19 protein-coding genes are annotated in these 14025 nt (G+C 45.6%); all 19 read right to left on the bottom strand.

Annotated elements, in window-relative coordinates; all coding sequences use genetic code 11:
• Nucleotides 1-5 precede the first annotated feature (5 nt).
• Entirely contained in the window at nucleotides 6-1769 is a 1764-nt protein-coding gene (locus ACUUJN_RS11100; RefSeq protein WP_484669745.1) for a glycosyl hydrolase family 28-related protein, read from the bottom strand.
• Between the two features lie 17 nt (nucleotides 1770-1786).
• A complete protein-coding gene (locus ACUUJN_RS11095; protein WP_484669620.1) occupies nucleotides 1787-3088 on the bottom strand; it encodes a hypothetical protein in 1302 nt (433 codons plus the stop codon).
• 1 nt (nucleotide 3089) lies between these two features.
• Complete coding sequence (locus tag ACUUJN_RS11090) at nucleotides 3090-3701, bottom strand: phage adaptor protein (RefSeq protein ID WP_142613826.1); 612 nt, start codon at nucleotides 3699-3701, stop codon at nucleotides 3090-3092.
• Nucleotides 3702-3714: 13 nt separating this feature from the next.
• Entirely contained in the window at nucleotides 3715-3972 is a 258-nt protein-coding gene (locus ACUUJN_RS11085; RefSeq protein ID WP_484669619.1) for a spike base protein, RCAP_Rcc01079 family, read from the bottom strand.
• Nucleotides 3929-4090, bottom strand: coding sequence for a hypothetical protein (locus ACUUJN_RS11080; RefSeq protein ID WP_484669618.1), 162 nt, complete (start codon nucleotides 4088-4090; stop codon nucleotides 3929-3931). Before ACUUJN_RS11080 ends, ACUUJN_RS11085 begins: the two co-directional genes overlap by 44 nt.
• Nucleotides 4091-4125: 35 nt before the next feature.
• On the bottom strand, nucleotides 4126-4314 hold the full coding sequence (locus tag ACUUJN_RS11075; protein WP_007428664.1) for a hypothetical protein: 189 nt from the start codon (nucleotides 4312-4314) through the stop codon (nucleotides 4126-4128).
• On the bottom strand, nucleotides 4311-4640 hold the full coding sequence (locus tag ACUUJN_RS11070) for a hypothetical protein (protein ID WP_484669617.1): 330 nt from the start codon (nucleotides 4638-4640) through the stop codon (nucleotides 4311-4313). Before ACUUJN_RS11070 ends, ACUUJN_RS11075 begins: the two co-directional genes overlap by 4 nt.
• Before the next feature lie 12 nt (nucleotides 4641-4652).
• The gene (locus ACUUJN_RS11065) at nucleotides 4653-5615 is read right to left on the bottom strand and encodes a Mu-like prophage major head subunit gpT family protein (RefSeq protein ID WP_484669616.1); all 963 of its coding nucleotides are present in this window, start codon (nucleotides 5613-5615) and stop codon (nucleotides 4653-4655) included.
• A 20-nt stretch (nucleotides 5616-5635) separates the two neighbouring features.
• Nucleotides 5636-6046, bottom strand: a complete 411-nt coding sequence (locus tag ACUUJN_RS11060) for a hypothetical protein (RefSeq protein ID WP_484669615.1) — start codon at nucleotides 6044-6046, stop codon at nucleotides 5636-5638.
• An 11-nt stretch (nucleotides 6047-6057) separates the two neighbouring features.
• Nucleotides 6058-7014 (bottom strand): hypothetical protein, encoded by a 957-nt coding sequence (locus ACUUJN_RS11055; RefSeq protein WP_484669614.1) that lies wholly within the window; start codon nucleotides 7012-7014, stop codon nucleotides 6058-6060.
• Nucleotides 7015-7103: 89 nt separating this feature from the next.
• Nucleotides 7104-7256, bottom strand: a complete 153-nt coding sequence (locus tag ACUUJN_RS11050) for a hypothetical protein (RefSeq protein WP_422759416.1) — start codon at nucleotides 7254-7256, stop codon at nucleotides 7104-7106.
• 11 nt (nucleotides 7257-7267) lie between these two features.
• Nucleotides 7268-9382: a portal protein gene (locus ACUUJN_RS11045; protein WP_484669613.1), complete on the bottom strand. Its 2115-nt coding sequence runs from the start codon at nucleotides 9380-9382 to the stop codon at nucleotides 7268-7270.
• 43 nt (nucleotides 9383-9425) lie between these two features.
• Nucleotides 9426-9671, bottom strand: coding sequence for a hypothetical protein (locus ACUUJN_RS11040; RefSeq protein ID WP_484669612.1), 246 nt, complete (start codon nucleotides 9669-9671; stop codon nucleotides 9426-9428).
• 9 nt (nucleotides 9672-9680) lie between these two features.
• Nucleotides 9681-11141 carry a phage terminase large subunit gene (locus ACUUJN_RS11035; RefSeq protein ID WP_484669611.1) on the bottom strand — a complete coding sequence of 487 codons (1461 nt, stop codon included), beginning with the start codon at nucleotides 11139-11141 and terminating at the stop codon, nucleotides 9681-9683.
• Nucleotides 11138-11536, bottom strand: a complete 399-nt coding sequence (locus ACUUJN_RS11030) for a terminase small subunit (protein WP_484669610.1) — start codon at nucleotides 11534-11536, stop codon at nucleotides 11138-11140. The genes ACUUJN_RS11035 and ACUUJN_RS11030 overlap by 4 nt, the downstream gene beginning before the upstream one ends.
• A 231-nt stretch (nucleotides 11537-11767) precedes the next feature.
• Nucleotides 11768-11950: a hypothetical protein gene (locus tag ACUUJN_RS11025; RefSeq protein ID WP_484669609.1), complete on the bottom strand. Its 183-nt coding sequence runs from the start codon at nucleotides 11948-11950 to the stop codon at nucleotides 11768-11770.
• A 347-nt stretch (nucleotides 11951-12297) separates the two neighbouring features.
• On the bottom strand, nucleotides 12298-12738 hold the full coding sequence (locus tag ACUUJN_RS11020) for a hypothetical protein (protein ID WP_484669608.1): 441 nt from the start codon (nucleotides 12736-12738) through the stop codon (nucleotides 12298-12300).
• The gene (locus tag ACUUJN_RS11015) at nucleotides 12738-12998 is read right to left on the bottom strand and encodes a hypothetical protein (RefSeq protein ID WP_484669607.1); all 261 of its coding nucleotides are present in this window, start codon (nucleotides 12996-12998) and stop codon (nucleotides 12738-12740) included. Before ACUUJN_RS11015 ends, ACUUJN_RS11020 begins: the two co-directional genes overlap by 1 nt.
• Before the next feature lie 30 nt (nucleotides 12999-13028).
• Nucleotides 13029-13934, bottom strand: a complete 906-nt coding sequence (locus ACUUJN_RS11010; protein ID WP_484669606.1) for a hypothetical protein — start codon at nucleotides 13932-13934, stop codon at nucleotides 13029-13031.
• Between the last annotated feature and the right edge of the window lie 91 nt (nucleotides 13935-14025).

Raw genomic sequence — 14025 nt, 5'->3', positions numbered from 1 at the left:
ATCACCTACGACTTTGTGACTTCTACTGTGACTTCAAATGCGTTGTTACTGCTGACCACGTTGATTAAAGTAAGGGATATCTTAGCGCCTTCGCTACTCACACCCCAGCGGGATATGTTGAGTTTGGCTGCTGGTCCGATGTTGGACGTACCTATCACATCGGTAATATTGCCCTGCTGAAAATGAGCATCAGCAAAGTCACGAATCACCACTAAAAATACGCGGCTGACGGAAATGATATCCGTTGATGTGTCTTTCATGGTGATGGTAAAGGTATGAGTTTTCTTACTGTTATCAATCAATGAGTCCGTCCAGAAATCGAACGTTTTTTCAACGCCGTATGTGAGTGTATCCTTTTGCCGCTTGTACGTTCCCAGGTTATTAACTACTGAAATATCTGATGCACCAGTCAATAACGATCCAAAGGAAGCCTTATCCAGGTTACACCCGGTAAAGTTAATATTTTTACTGCCTGAACCAGTTACAAGGTGTGTGGGCTTTGCATTCCCTTCCCAATAATCCATCGTAAACACGTTGCCGCTGAATACGATATCTTCACAATTTATCATCCGTAAGTGTGTTTGTTGCCAGTCATTAACGTTAGAGTAACCGGACGCCATCATTACATTTCCAACAAAGGATAAATCCCTTGTGTTATTCATGTAGATGCCTTCGTTCTCGCCTCGGTCAAAAACATTGCCCACAAACGTAGAACGCTGTGTACCAGTCAGTGATATATGCATGTCGTTATACTCAATTTTATTGTTAACGATGTTGCACGCTGACCCGTTATATACCATGCCTATCTTGCAAGTGTAGATAAAATTATCAAACACTTTGGAGTCATAGAGCAGGTTAATTCCAACATTGGCGTTAAAGATAGCGTTGCTATTGATCTGCCACTGCTGCCCCTGTGTACCGCCAAGGTCAAACCCTATTGCCGTGTTAAATCCTGCCCATTGGCAATTGGTTACCTGGAGCAGTCTTACCGATCCGTCGATACCATTAGTCACCCGGCTTTGACCTACAAGAGTAAGATTGTGTATCCCGATGTGGCTGGCACCGTTAGCCCTAAATAAAAACTCGTCGCCAATCTTAGAAATGATTCGTGATGGTCCCAGGTCATATTCGTAGTCCCAAGTCTGGTTAACACCCATGAGAGAGATACCGTTGTATAAAGTTAGCTCACCAGCGTAATACTTTCCAGCCGGGAAAAATATATAACCGCCTACCAGTTTTAACGCATCAATAGCTGCCTGAATCGCCGCGGTGTCGTTAGTGACTCCATCACCCTTGGCTCCATAGTCCTTAACGTTAAGCGAGTATGTTCCTTTTTTGACAAAGGTATTTTTGTTTGTGACCCAATCATTCAAATCTGCCACCTGTTGCGGACTCATCAGACCGCTCACAGTAAGTGTTGAATTGGGGATTGGGTCGGCTCCATCGCTCAAATGAGACGATCCATGCAAGCCGGGAATTGCTTCTCCAGTGGCTGTGAAGATTATTTTGTCTTCCTCTGGATTCGTTGTAATGGCTATGCCTGTGCGAGCTTCAAGGGTTAGCGTATCTTCCTTATCATCAGCCACTACCGGGAGTTTGCCGGGCACCTCGATTGTTTTAAATGCATTCTTAGCAAAATTGTCGTCAGCATATTTCTTTGCGTTTTCCTCAGCCTTATCAGCCTTTTCTTGCGCACCCAAAGGGGTTTCGTAGCGCGGCGGAAGCTGTGAACCAATATCTTGTGTTGTGTTAGGACGCCATGGTAGCACCAATATCATTCACCCCTTTACGGCCTACGTCCTAGCCGTGTAAGTCTTATATGCACGTTGTACAAGCTGTATGTGCCTGTACCTGACTGCGATGCCTTAAACGTAATTACATCAGTTGCAGCAAGGTAACGCTGCTCTTCAAAGCCTAAAAACGTGACTGCGCCGGCTCCAAATCCAACAACCTGACGGCTCGTCAACATTGTGCCATTTTGATTAATTGTCAAATCCAATCGGTTAGTTGCTGGTAGGTCCTGCACGGTAGCAAGTAGGTTGATGCTGTACCAGCCATCTAACGGTATCACTACGGTGCTGCCGCTACGCATGCTGTAACTATCCTCTACCACTGAGGTTATTGGAACATCCAGTACGGTAGGACTCGCTGGCAAAGTTAATAGCCCGCTGCGCACATAGGTAAACGGGAAATCAGCCCACGTTAGATAGCCTTGTTGCTTTACATAACCCGTTGTTGCTACCTGAGTATTGTTGGTTGCTGCCGCCGCTGTAGGAGCCGTTGGCGTGCCCGTAAGCGCAGGGCTGGTAAACATGGTCGCCTTACTCTCGTTGGTTACATTACTTAGTCCTACATCAGCCTTAGTTAGCGTCACGACGCCAGTTTTCCCGGCTACACTCTGCACAGGTGACATAGGTGTAAGCAACTCCTGCCAGTTGGCTAATACTGTTGGGTCAGTACCCTTCAATATGAACGACTTGCTAAGGTCCGTACGTATAGCCACATCACCCGTTTCGGCTACCAGTGCCAACATATCGGCTTGAGTAGCTACCACAAATGTATCAGTGACCGCTATAGTTGGCACAACAACAGCGTCAAGCTTGCCGTTTTCGTCCAATACCGGGACATTGCCTGCTGCGGTACCAGCGTCCAAGTAAGCAGAGTTACCAGCATCATATACCTTGCTTAATGGGATAGGGTCAATATCTACTGGCCCAGTTGCCGTAACGGTGATTGCCCTGTCGTCCGGATCTTGTGTTACCCGTATGCCGATGCCCTGCAATATTTTGAGCTCAGTCATCGGCGCATTGGCTGGGATACCATTAATGACCGTATAGGCGTTTTGGTTGACCTCTGCTCCCCACTCAATGCCGTCTAGCTTGTTATGGTCAGTTTGAGTGACATGGACCGTCTGATCAGCGGCATGAGCCTTAAAACGGTCGTCTAGGGCATCGGTGTACGTCTTAGCGTTCTGCTCGGCTTTGTCTGCTTTTTCCTGGGCGCCAAGCGGTGTTTCATACCTCGGGTCCAGTTCTGCCGCTGTATTTTCACTCGTGTTACCGTGTTTCCATGGATAAGGATTAGCCACGTTACCACCTCTCCTCTATTACATACCGCTCATAACCACTCGTAGCCGTACGATAGTCAGCCAATAGCTGCTGATAACGCACATCAAAGTTATTGTTTTCTGGCATGATGTCCCTGAGCACACCGTAAACCAACAACATATCCCAATCCGGGTCAAAACCTGTTGTTGATTGCATATCATTCACCGTGATTTCAGGGTATACTGGCGTGTAAAAAATCTTGATGCCATAAGCCTTCGCATACTTAGGCGGCGGGAATATACCAATTTGACCAGCAACGAAGTAGTAATAGGTATGTTTCATACGCTCATTAAACTGCCTGAGCGGTATCCTGTGCCAATCTCGGCTATCGTCATGACCTTCGCTATTGTCATAGATTGCACGTCGTATATCGACGTCTGTGACGTTTCCCGGCGGGCATGGCAGATCATACAACCCTTCGCCCACAACGGTGTCAATGGCTTCTTCGATTACCTCTGATTGCTGCTGTGCTGCGGTTGGCGTACGCAACAGCATATCTCTTACATTAGTCAGCTTCCGCAGTATGGACACGACTGGGGTTTTGTTCTCCGGTAGCTTCTCGACTATTTCCTCTACTACATCCTGTACGCGCATAGTGACACCTCTCTTAGTACAGCGCTAAAATATTGGTTGCTGTCGTCCCAGTCGCCTTGATTCGTTTAGCAGGTAAAAATAACGGTACGCCTGCTGGTACAGCCTTAATCGTTACAGCATTACCTGACGGGCTTACAACAGCCACATCGCCACCTACACCACAGTACACACCAACACATTTACCATCAGGCAAATCGGCTGTATCGCTTGGTGTGACAGTCACATAATCACTTGCCTGTTTTACGGGTAGTGGATCTAATCGGCTTGACATTCTCGTGCTCACTATCTTCACCTCTCGTTTGCTTTACTATGATTTCAAGCAGCTCATTTGTCCGTTGCTGCTCCTTAACAAGCGCGTTTAAAGCATCAATCTCCATCCTGTACGACATCACAAGTACCTCCTATACATAAAAAAAGGGAGCATTTAGCTCCCCTTCTTCTCCATCAATCCATTGTTAAACAGAAAATCACGCATGCTGTTAAAGTTGGTAACCATGTCCTTTTGGGAGTCGTTAAAGTCCTCCGAAACCTTAAGCTTCGCAACGTATTCATGCTTTGCGCCACCAGCTTTAGGATTGGTTACTGTCCATTCAACATCCCCTTTACGGCTCACGGTGCCACCACCTTTACTTTCCAACTACCGGAAGCAAGGTCTACTGTCGCTCCAGTTGGGTTGAACAAGGAAAATTTAATGGCATTAGCAGCAGATACATAAGCCTGTACCTGTACCCCTTGCAGATCATATGGAGGGAATACCTCTACACGTCTACCAAGGACAGCACCAGTTACGGTAATAGCGGATGATACTGCGCCAGTCATCGTGGCCAAGGAAGGAGGATCAAACGTCACCGTAGCGGCTATGACGTTGCTTCCACCCACTGGTTGTCCTGCTACTGTCAAGTTATTAGTCTCAATCGCGTCAAAATGTGTTTTAGACAATTTTATCCCTCCTTATACTGGGAAGTGACCGAAGCCCCATGTCCAGTCGATGCAACCAGAAGACTTACGCATAATCACGCTATACTTTGCAATCTCTGTATCAAAATCAACCATGCTATTTTCTTCTGGCTTACGACGATCAAACCATTTCATAGAGCGTTTCATACGACGACTGTCGGCAACAATCCAAGCCTTTTTATTACCTTTACTAAAGAACGGATTAACAATTACCTTGATGTCGCCTTCATAGATATTAATGTTGTGATCAGCAGATCCAGGCTCATATCCTTCTCCCTTTCCACTGATTCCTGCAATTTGGAAGGCTGCACGTTTGTTATAAGGTGCAACAATTATGGTGTCTGCCATAACAGGGATTAGGTTCCCTCTGTCGTTCGTCCATTCTTGCATAGCTACTACAGTGTCGTCGAATGAATCAATCGTCAGAGCATCAGTGCCTTTGTTAGATTGCCCTGGTCCTGTGTCGCCAGGTGCCAAAGGATGGTCGGTGGCAAACAAAGCCTTTCCATCAGGCAAAGAAGCATCATATGTCCGACCACGGTAATCAACTGCTCCTGTCGTCTTGTCGCCGTTAACAAACCATTGTGCCGCCATGGTTTGACGCGTATAGTAAACCGACTGTGCTAGTGATTTAATACGGTCTTTAATAGCAGTCAATTTCAAATCGTCGATGAAATCACGGTCAATTTGACGACCGTCTGAAAATTTATCATGGCGGAAATACTTCTGCCAGAGTTCATTGATATCAGAGTAGTAGACTTGTTTGTTAGAATGACCCCACTCCTCCATTAATCCCTCTCCGCCAATCATTTCGATACTCTCTACTGCCTTGTCTGAGTTTTGAACATCGAACATTTCAGGAATATAGTCTTTCATTCCCTTTACCTCTTGTGAGTACAACTCCCTAAACACAGGTTCTAGAACTTTTTGATCCCAACTCAATGCACTTTGTACCATAATTTTATATCCCCCTTATATTAAAGCTGCCGATTTTTAACTTTTACGCGGCAAGTTTTTGTATTTGTATTGATCTCTTCGACAGCAAAAGCACCGCCTGTAATGTCACTGGAAAGGATGGATAACCCATCTGTAGAAACATCAGCCGTTCCTACTCCAACAACAAAACCAGCGTCTGGCGTGCCAGTGTAAGGAGCATCGTACCAGTCTCCCTCACGCGCCAAGGCTACTTCAAGAACCTTATCTGTGCCAGCATCTAGTTTCTGAGTTGCAAAACCGGCAACAGCATCCCCATTACCAGCCTTAGTCCATCGACCACTAGCAATTTTTACAGCTTCACCCTTCACAAATGCTTCATTATTCGTTGCGAGAATGTGACTCACACGCCGTTGTGGCGCTCCAAAATCGTTGTATACCCAACTGAAAGCCATATGTTTTTACCTCACTTTTTCGCGTATTTTTTCGCTGCTTTTGGATCTAATCCGAAAATAGAAAAAGCGCTCGCCAATTCTTGCGGCACTTCTGGTTCTGTTTCTAATGCTGCTTGTTTTTCCACCTGAGCACGCTTATTCAGGCGTTGTTGCTTGATTACAGCCTGCTCAGTGCGCTTGCGTTCATCAGCAATGATCTTATCCCGGTTGGTAAGTTCAAACGCATGAATAGGCTTGTATCCCTGCTCAATGAGTGCGTCCATTTCCGCTGTCAGCCAATCCGGCTTTTCTCCTTCGGCTGGTGCATTCTCGACCAACTCAGGGTGCTGGTTAAACAACTCTTCCCAGCCTTTCAGTAGCTGTTGTTGCTGCGCTTCCTGCTTTTGCGTCTCCTGCGACTTGGATTCACGCGCCATCACTTCCTTAGCCTGCTGTAGCAAAGGATGTGCGTCCAAGTATCTTTCAACATAGTCAGGATCAAGCCCAGCGTTTTCGACTTCTTCGCGAAGCTGTTGCTTGAGATAATCAAAATCATCCTGCTTTTTTTGTATTGCCTGTTGCTCGATTTTGTCCAAGTTAGCGAGGTATTCGTCTGCTGTTTCAAACCCGGCGAGTTTGGCTGCTCGCTGCAAGGCTTGTTCAGCTTCGGTTCTACGTTGGCGCTCCTTGTCCAGACCGAAACCCTTCTGCACTAGCTCGGGGATTTGGTCATCATCAACTTCAATCTCTTCTTTGTTAACTTTGACTCTGAGCTTCTTGGGTTCATCCGCTATGGCTTGCGGCTCGTCCTCTGGCTCAAGTTCTTCGTCTTGCTCCGGTTCGTCTGATTCTTCGCCCATTGGTTCATCCTTGATGATGCCGAATTCCCTCAAAGCTGCGTTGATATCGACGTCCGGTGTATCTGGTGTTTCATTAGGTTGAACGTCCTCACTATGGCTGGTGGGTTGTTCGATTGGTTCATCTTCCATCGGTACTTCCTCCTATCGGATAAGCTGCTATGGCTGGCAGCAGAGATAAGCAATATAAAAGGCCGCCCCACGACTGGGAACGGCCTGCATTATTCGTTTGTTTCTTCAATATAACGACCCATAATCATCATCTTGGCGAATTCGATCATGCCCAAAGCTTCTATATAAGTTAGTTGATCTGGATTCTTATAGTCCACATCACCTGTAAGTACATCAAACTCAATAATGATTTGTTTAGTCATTGTAGGGGCATTCACGCTACACCACCGCCCATCTGATTCATCAAGCCTCCTGCTACTTTGCTGGCTTCAATGTCCAGTTTCTGTTGCTGCACCTGCTGATTGAACTCCCGATCTTGCTGCTCCTGCATCTGCTTCTGGCTGGTCAACTCACCAAGCTGTTGCTGCATTTGCTGGTTCTGCTGCTGAAGCTGTTGGAATTGCTGTTGCATTTGTTGTATCTGTTGTTGCATACCTGATTCCTCTTGTACCCGCCGATTGATTACGTCCATTGACTCCATGCGACCATTATCAATGGTGTAACGAACAGCCTCACCATCAATCATCGGAAGTTGTGTGACTGGGTCTACCATTTGCAGCATATTAAACGCCATTTGGATGTAATATTCTCTATCCTGTGGTTTGTCAGCACTGATATTAACCAGTATGTCGAATGCAGGTACATATTCCTCGGCTACATCTTGAATGTCAGGTACTTCCTCACCTGTCGTTGGATCAATAGCGGTATTACCTGTGTCGTACTGTGAAGGTGCCTGAGATACAAGAGATTCTCTACTAACGCTGACTGAACGCCCTGTAACACGCGCTACACGCTCGGTGGTGTAAAACTGTGCCATCAACTCAATGTACTGCTCAAACACGTCTTGTAAAGCTTCCTCAATCGTGTCAGTTACAGTATTTAAGCGCGTGCTTGCCGCAGCCATGAGTGACTTGGCTTGCTCGCCGCTAGTCACGTTGCTGCTGGCCTGACCATTCGCGCTGTCAAACTGTCCTGGTAACTTTTGCAGCATCTCCTTGTAGTATTCCAGCATGTTAAATACTGTAGGTGGTACATTGATGCCTTCCAATTCCTTGACCCTAGCAATACCGCCAGTTGCTACAGGAAGCATTGCACCGGGCTGTGAACGCATCTCTTTCCACGTGTTGACCTGTTTTGAGGTAATAGCGCCTTCTTCATACATCATGCCGCCATTCCCTTGTTTAGCCATAGTCTCTACAGCTATCTCAGCAAATTTGTTCAGCATGATTTGAGGACTGATCATATCCCTAACAAAGCCTTTGCCCCACACATTACGTTCATCTGGGTACAGTGTGCGAGCTGTGAAAGGATATTTGCCATGATCATACACATACGCCTTATGCTCCAAGAACACGCCATCTGCGCTTATATAAATGCAGTGTATGCCCTCCATATCACCATTCGCCTTAGCCAATGATTCCGACGGGTCTTTACCTTCCATCAGTTTCGATTCAGCTTGCTCGTTAAATATCTCCTTATCGTCACTACTGACCATCTTAGGCAGTCCACGATACCAATACTCAATCAATCCAGCAGTGCTAGACTTCTCTATGCCAGTACCATATGATGCGCCATAACCACGGTTAAATCCCTCACTGTTCGTTGATTCATGGTTGAAGATTTCAATGTCGTCTGTGTCATCGTCAGAAGTAACCTTGTTACCTTGTCCTTGCCAACGCTCTTTGAAATACTCAAGCGTCTTACGAGACTTAACGATGATAGCACCCATGTCCTGTAGGTTAATAAAGTCCTTAATCCGTGGATCTGGAAAGAATGTGCCAAGGTCAACAGGAATGATATCGTTTTGCCCTGTCCACCGATTCATTCCGCGCCCACCCTCAACAGTTGGGTCGTATACCGTCTTGAATATCAGCGGACCATGAATAACCATACGCCGTACAGCACGGATGTACTTCTGTTGGAATTTAATCTGTCGTAGCTCATAAGGCATATAATCATTTAGGTCAGCCGCTTTCTGTTCATCGCCTTCTTCTTGAGCTTCAAAATCAGGGTACGGCGACCAGCCTGTTAGCTTGCCTACAATGGACTCTATTTGTGAGCCTATAATGTTATCAATGCTATTCGGTCTTACAAGGTGCTCTGGACGCAATCCTTTCCAGTGGTCACCCATGTAAAACCGTTGTTCCTGCTGCCAATGCTTCTCAATGCTTTGCCTAGTGGATTTAAACTCTTCAAAGTCACGTTGCACCATAGTGACTAACTTCTGTTGTTGTGGCGTGTTAATCGGCTCATTAGATTGCTTTTTGCTTTCGTCTGTGCCAAATATACCAGCAAATTTGCCTTTGGCTTTCTCTAACACCGATGCCATTCAATCACCCCTTTCAAGCAAAATAAAAAGCCGCCATCGCGACTTATTGAACTTCCTCTTCTGTTTCGCCCCCATCATCCCAATAGCTCATACGTTTGCGTTTGGGCTTCGCTGTTTCCTCGTTTACAGGCTGCTGATACAGCTTATACTCGCCATAGTCCTTAGCCATCAGCTTGTTGGTCAAGTCCTTTATCGTGTCTTGTTGCACCCTTGTAATGCGGTATATAAGCACACCAGCAGCACACATGCCTACTGTAAATACACCAGCTATAAACTGTATGTCTGTCATTGTCTCACCTCACCAGAATGTTTCGTTTCCCCCAAATGGGTTATGTTCGTCGTCATCATCTTCATCAAATCTCACCTTATAGCTTCCGTCTGGCATTGCTGACCACGGCTTTTCCTGTACATCATTCTGTGGTCTGCTCATGCACCAGTAACGCAATGCATCAGGCACGTGGTCAAGTGGATGGGCTGCTGCATCTTCCACATGTCTAGCATCGTGAACCATCGCCGGGATAGACTCAATCGCATGGAGACAAGTGTTGAATATCTTTAGGTCGGCGTCTTTGTACATCTTGCCTGTCACATGATCCAGTACATCCTTTACATGTAGCCATTCCCTCACCCGTTTCCATCCGTTAACACGTTCTTTCTTAGCTTGAATTAAAGGTACTTGGAAACGCGCAAATATCTCGGCTGGCGTAACATCCTCCATTTTGGATTTATTCCAAAAGGATGTATCAGCTACCGAGTATTCATAATGCTCTGTAATAGGGCTGTTCAGTCTCACCATTTCAACCTGTTCGCTTGTCAGTAGCTTGCTTTTCACAAACTCGCGGTAAAGATATGCCGTACCCTTGGGGTCTAGTGCTATCCATAGACATACAAAAGGGTCATTGTAGCCTTCATCCATCGCCCTGAACTTCTTCCAAGACGTCGGTATATCAAACGGTTCTACAACGTGTATAGCCCGGCTAAACTCACCAAAGTATTGCCCTGCGAATGTGTCCCAGTCACCTTCAAGCAACTGTTTCCGCTCATTGTCAGGCAACGACATCAGCCGCGCTACATATCCGGGGTCATTATCAACTAACGCTTTGTTATCAAATACATTCGCCGGAATGAATATTCGCTTACGAATTATAGGCTCCCCAGCGTTCGCCATTCCCTCCGGCCAATGTAGTGGATTACCGTTGTCGTCAAGCTCCGGCATTTCATGTATTACCTCAGGTACACCAATATCAATGAAACGACGTTTAACCCACGAGTGACCTATGCCCCCTGGGTTGGTTGTGCTTTTTACGCTTCTAGGATAAGGCTTACTACCCCGTAGACGTGAAAGCATATATGTGTACCATCGTTCCTCAAACTGCGTTAACTCTTCCCAACGTATCTGATCGTACTCAGCACCTTGGTATTTCATAAAGTCGCTGTCATTGTCCCAGTGAGCTAGCTCGACAATTGAGCCATTAAGGAATATCCATTCATGCTTTGACTGATTGTACTTACATAGCTCTTTCGGATACACCTGCAATGTACGCATGATAATCGACCGCTGCAAGTCAGGGAATGTACGTCTAAAGATAATCTGTCTGCTACCCGGATACTCCAAAGCATACTTAAGCGCGTCCCATATCGTAGCTTCTGACTTACCTCCACCTGCTGCACCACCATATAACAGTTCATCTACCCCTGTGGCTTGGTGATACTTCTGCTGTCTTGGTTGAGGCTTATAAGGTATCCTGAGCGTTGTCATGGCGACATACCTGCATCAAATACCACCGTAACGGTGCCTTCACTGTTAACATCTGCAACTATCTTATCAGTTGCTTTGTATCCTGCGCGGTCTAACAAATCTTTAGCCGCTGACAGCCTATCTCTGTGTTGTGCAGTCTTGTCATTCATGATCTCCAACATCACTTCGTAAGCCTTAACAGCATCGTCTGCAAACATTAAACGCAAGTCCTTGTTAATACTTTGTTGAGTATTGTTAAGATACTGTTGAACTTCAACACTTTTCAGCAGTCTACTTGCTTGGCTATATGCCGACTTTTCAGAGTAACCAGCTGCTATTGCGGCGGCTGTACCGTTGCCACCATTCTTGATGTACTCCGTCACAAATAGCATAATTTGCGGTCTCAGCTCTGCCATGTGTCTACCTCCTCTCTCCGAACCAACTGTAACACTGTAGCGCCATCATCAACGCTATACATCCCGGTAACCAACCTATCCTAATGGCTATCCTCATGTACCATGGGAATTCCCTTAGATCAAACATATAGCTTACTGCGATGTAACAGATGCCTATACATAGTAATAGAATCATGTTGCCTACTTTCTCCCGTGTACCTTACTTTACCGTCACCCCTCGGTGTTTCGGGTTTAGATTACGGGATGCTTATTTAACTGCTTCTTCTCTTCCTCATCATGATACCGAGATGGGGCATACGGAAAGTTGTTTCTGCCAAATGCTTTTAAAGAATCAGCAAACATTTTCATCTCATTAACATAGGTTTCTTTTTTTATGATTCTTTCTTTACAAAATTCATCCAGACTAATATTCATTCGTTGTATATCCCTCCTTATAGGAAAACCCTCTATACGGCCTCCGCTTCGCTAAGTATTTCGTTCGACTCGATGGCCTTCGGCAAAAACAAAAAGAGCAACGGTTACCCGTTACCCTCTCTGTACAGATATCATTTTGCGGATGCTATAGCTTGCCTTTTGATTGGCGCAAGTCAACCATTCTTGTGTCCCCGTTACCATCCGCGCCCGTTTTGGACCTACCGGCTATTGTGAAGAAACAGCGTGGACAGCGACTGCGCAAATAGCTACCGTTGCCCATCGCATATTTCCTATACTACTATCTTAGCAGGTTCTCACATGGTTTTGCGTGCAAAAAAATGCGTAAATCATGCAGGCTCCCTGAATATCCACGTTGGATCAAACATGTGATCAAAGTTTGTAATCTCCATTTCATCCTCGCTCAATGGTTCGAGGGCGATAGATAATTTACGTATAGACTCGGTATGCAGGCGTGAAATAGTACTGGGGTCTTTATGCATCTTTGTAGCAATCTCATGCAATGTTAATGTGTTTCTGTTCAGATACTTTTCATTTATGACCATTTGCTGGTCGTCGCTTAGAACCTCGCTGACTGCTCCTTTAACCATACTTACAATACGTGCATACCTCAGACCGTCAAGAGATCCATGCCTAATCAAACGATTAGTCGATAAATTTGCTGTATTTGGCACCAACTCGCCATGGCTAGAAGATAATCCACACATTCTTTCTGCATACTCATAAGATCTAAAGTCTTTCAACAACTCAGTTACCCTGTCCTTGTCCATCAATATCCCTCCTTCAACTCTACTAATGGCACAAAAGCTACTTCTCTGTACCCTTCATGCAGTTTGTACTCCTCGTATAGATGGAACGATGGCCTTGTCCAACGTCCTATACTCCAACCTTTTCTATCGAAATCGAAGTAGACCAGCAATGAACCTATTGCCTCTTCGTCTTTTAAATCAATCATCACCGAGTATGGCTGATCTATTCCCGGATGATTAAGCCGATAATGCTGTATCACGCTTTTATCACGTTTAAGCATGGTTACCCTTCTTTTAGGAAAAGGCAGCCGTTAGGCTACCTCCTCTGGTCTTTTCACCATTTTCTCCACAATAACTACGCGTCTTTTGAGTTCTTCAAACTCTTCCCGCGTAACTGTCTGTCCTGCCACCGACTCACTAACGTTCCCTTTAACCACTCCGTCGGCTGTGTCTTCTTCGGTTTGAAACTGTGACGGCAATTCTACTACTGTTCCTGCCGTGTCCACACTCTCCCCAGGTTGTGCCAGATCCTCATTAGCACGTTTTGATTCCTCGGCTGCTCTTCGAAACTGATCCGCTTCTTCAGCGGTCACCTCCCGGAATTTGCCTTTTTCCAGATAGTTAAAGGTGATTTCTTCATCGGTTTCAGCTAGTTTCGCTTTATAGTTCGCTCCGCGGTTATCCAGAGGTTGAACATCATAAATAGCTGGACGTGTACTTTTCAGCTTTTCCATAGCTTCTGCCAAATTAGTATTAAGGTTGGTATCGACCACCTTTGTTGCTGCTTTGGCCCCAATCGCAATTTCCGTCACATGATCGTTCAACCGCTCAATCTCTGCTTTGGCAGAAGCCAATTCCGCAGCGGCTGCATCACGTTTAGCTGAAATGTCCTCAATCTCTAGCTTGGCATTGCTCAATTCCGTTTTGGACTGCGCCAATTTATCAGATATTTCGTTGTTTTCAGAGATGAGCTTAGCAATCTGCTCTTCATACTCTTTTTGGAGTTCATCAATTCTTGTAGCGTAATTGGTGGTCAGCGTAGTTACCTTTGTTTCAATAGCAAACTTAGCTACTTGATAAGCTGCATCACTGTCGAAAAGAGTTCTGATATTCACGTCGCCGTTGTCGAATGAAATGCCATCCAAAAAATAACGTGGTTCAGTTGTAATTACGTCCGTTTCTTGCGTTTGTACTTGCACATTTTCCTGATTTTCCACTACATACACCTCAATCCGATTATTTTCATCTCTATACTATGATTATACCATATATAGTGCCGTTATAGTACATTTTTCGCACTATTACACA

The organism is Paenibacillus sp. LRG-1, from assembly GCF_057220305.1.
Note: the sequence above shows the minus strand (reverse complement) of the source record. Positions and strands in the feature narration are given on the sequence as shown.

Coding starts and splice junctions, on each gene's coding strand:
- ACUUJN_RS11090 (WP_142613826.1), bottom strand. CDS start 3,701: ATGCGCGTACAGGATGTAGTAGAGGAAATAGTCGAGAAGCTACCGGAG.
- ACUUJN_RS11085 (WP_484669619.1), bottom strand. CDS start 3,972: ATGTCAAGCCGATTAGATCCACTACCCGTAAAACAGGCAAGTGATTAT.
- ACUUJN_RS11080 (WP_484669618.1), bottom strand. CDS start 4,090: ATGTCGTACAGGATGGAGATTGATGCTTTAAACGCGCTTGTTAAGGAG.
- ACUUJN_RS11065 (WP_484669616.1), bottom strand. CDS start 5,615: ATGGTACAAAGTGCATTGAGTTGGGATCAAAAAGTTCTAGAACCTGTG.
- ACUUJN_RS11060 (WP_484669615.1), bottom strand. CDS start 6,046: ATGGCTTTCAGTTGGGTATACAACGATTTTGGAGCGCCACAACGGCGT.
- ACUUJN_RS11055 (WP_484669614.1), bottom strand. CDS start 7,014: ATGGAAGATGAACCAATCGAACAACCCACCAGCCATAGTGAGGACGTT.
- ACUUJN_RS11050 (WP_422759416.1), bottom strand. CDS start 7,256: ATGACTAAACAAATCATTATTGAGTTTGATGTACTTACAGGTGATGTG.
- ACUUJN_RS11045 (WP_484669613.1), bottom strand. CDS start 9,382: ATGGCATCGGTGTTAGAGAAAGCCAAAGGCAAATTTGCTGGTATATTT.
- ACUUJN_RS11040 (WP_484669612.1), bottom strand. CDS start 9,671: ATGACAGACATACAGTTTATAGCTGGTGTATTTACAGTAGGCATGTGT.
- ACUUJN_RS11035 (WP_484669611.1), bottom strand. CDS start 11,141: ATGACAACGCTCAGGATACCTTATAAGCCTCAACCAAGACAGCAGAAG.
- ACUUJN_RS11030 (WP_484669610.1), bottom strand. CDS start 11,536: ATGGCAGAGCTGAGACCGCAAATTATGCTATTTGTGACGGAGTACATC.
- ACUUJN_RS11025 (WP_484669609.1), bottom strand. CDS start 11,950: ATGAATATTAGTCTGGATGAATTTTGTAAAGAAAGAATCATAAAAAAA.
- ACUUJN_RS11020 (WP_484669608.1), bottom strand. CDS start 12,738: ATGGACAAGGACAGGGTAACTGAGTTGTTGAAAGACTTTAGATCTTAT.
- ACUUJN_RS11015 (WP_484669607.1), bottom strand. CDS start 12,998: ATGCTTAAACGTGATAAAAGCGTGATACAGCATTATCGGCTTAATCAT.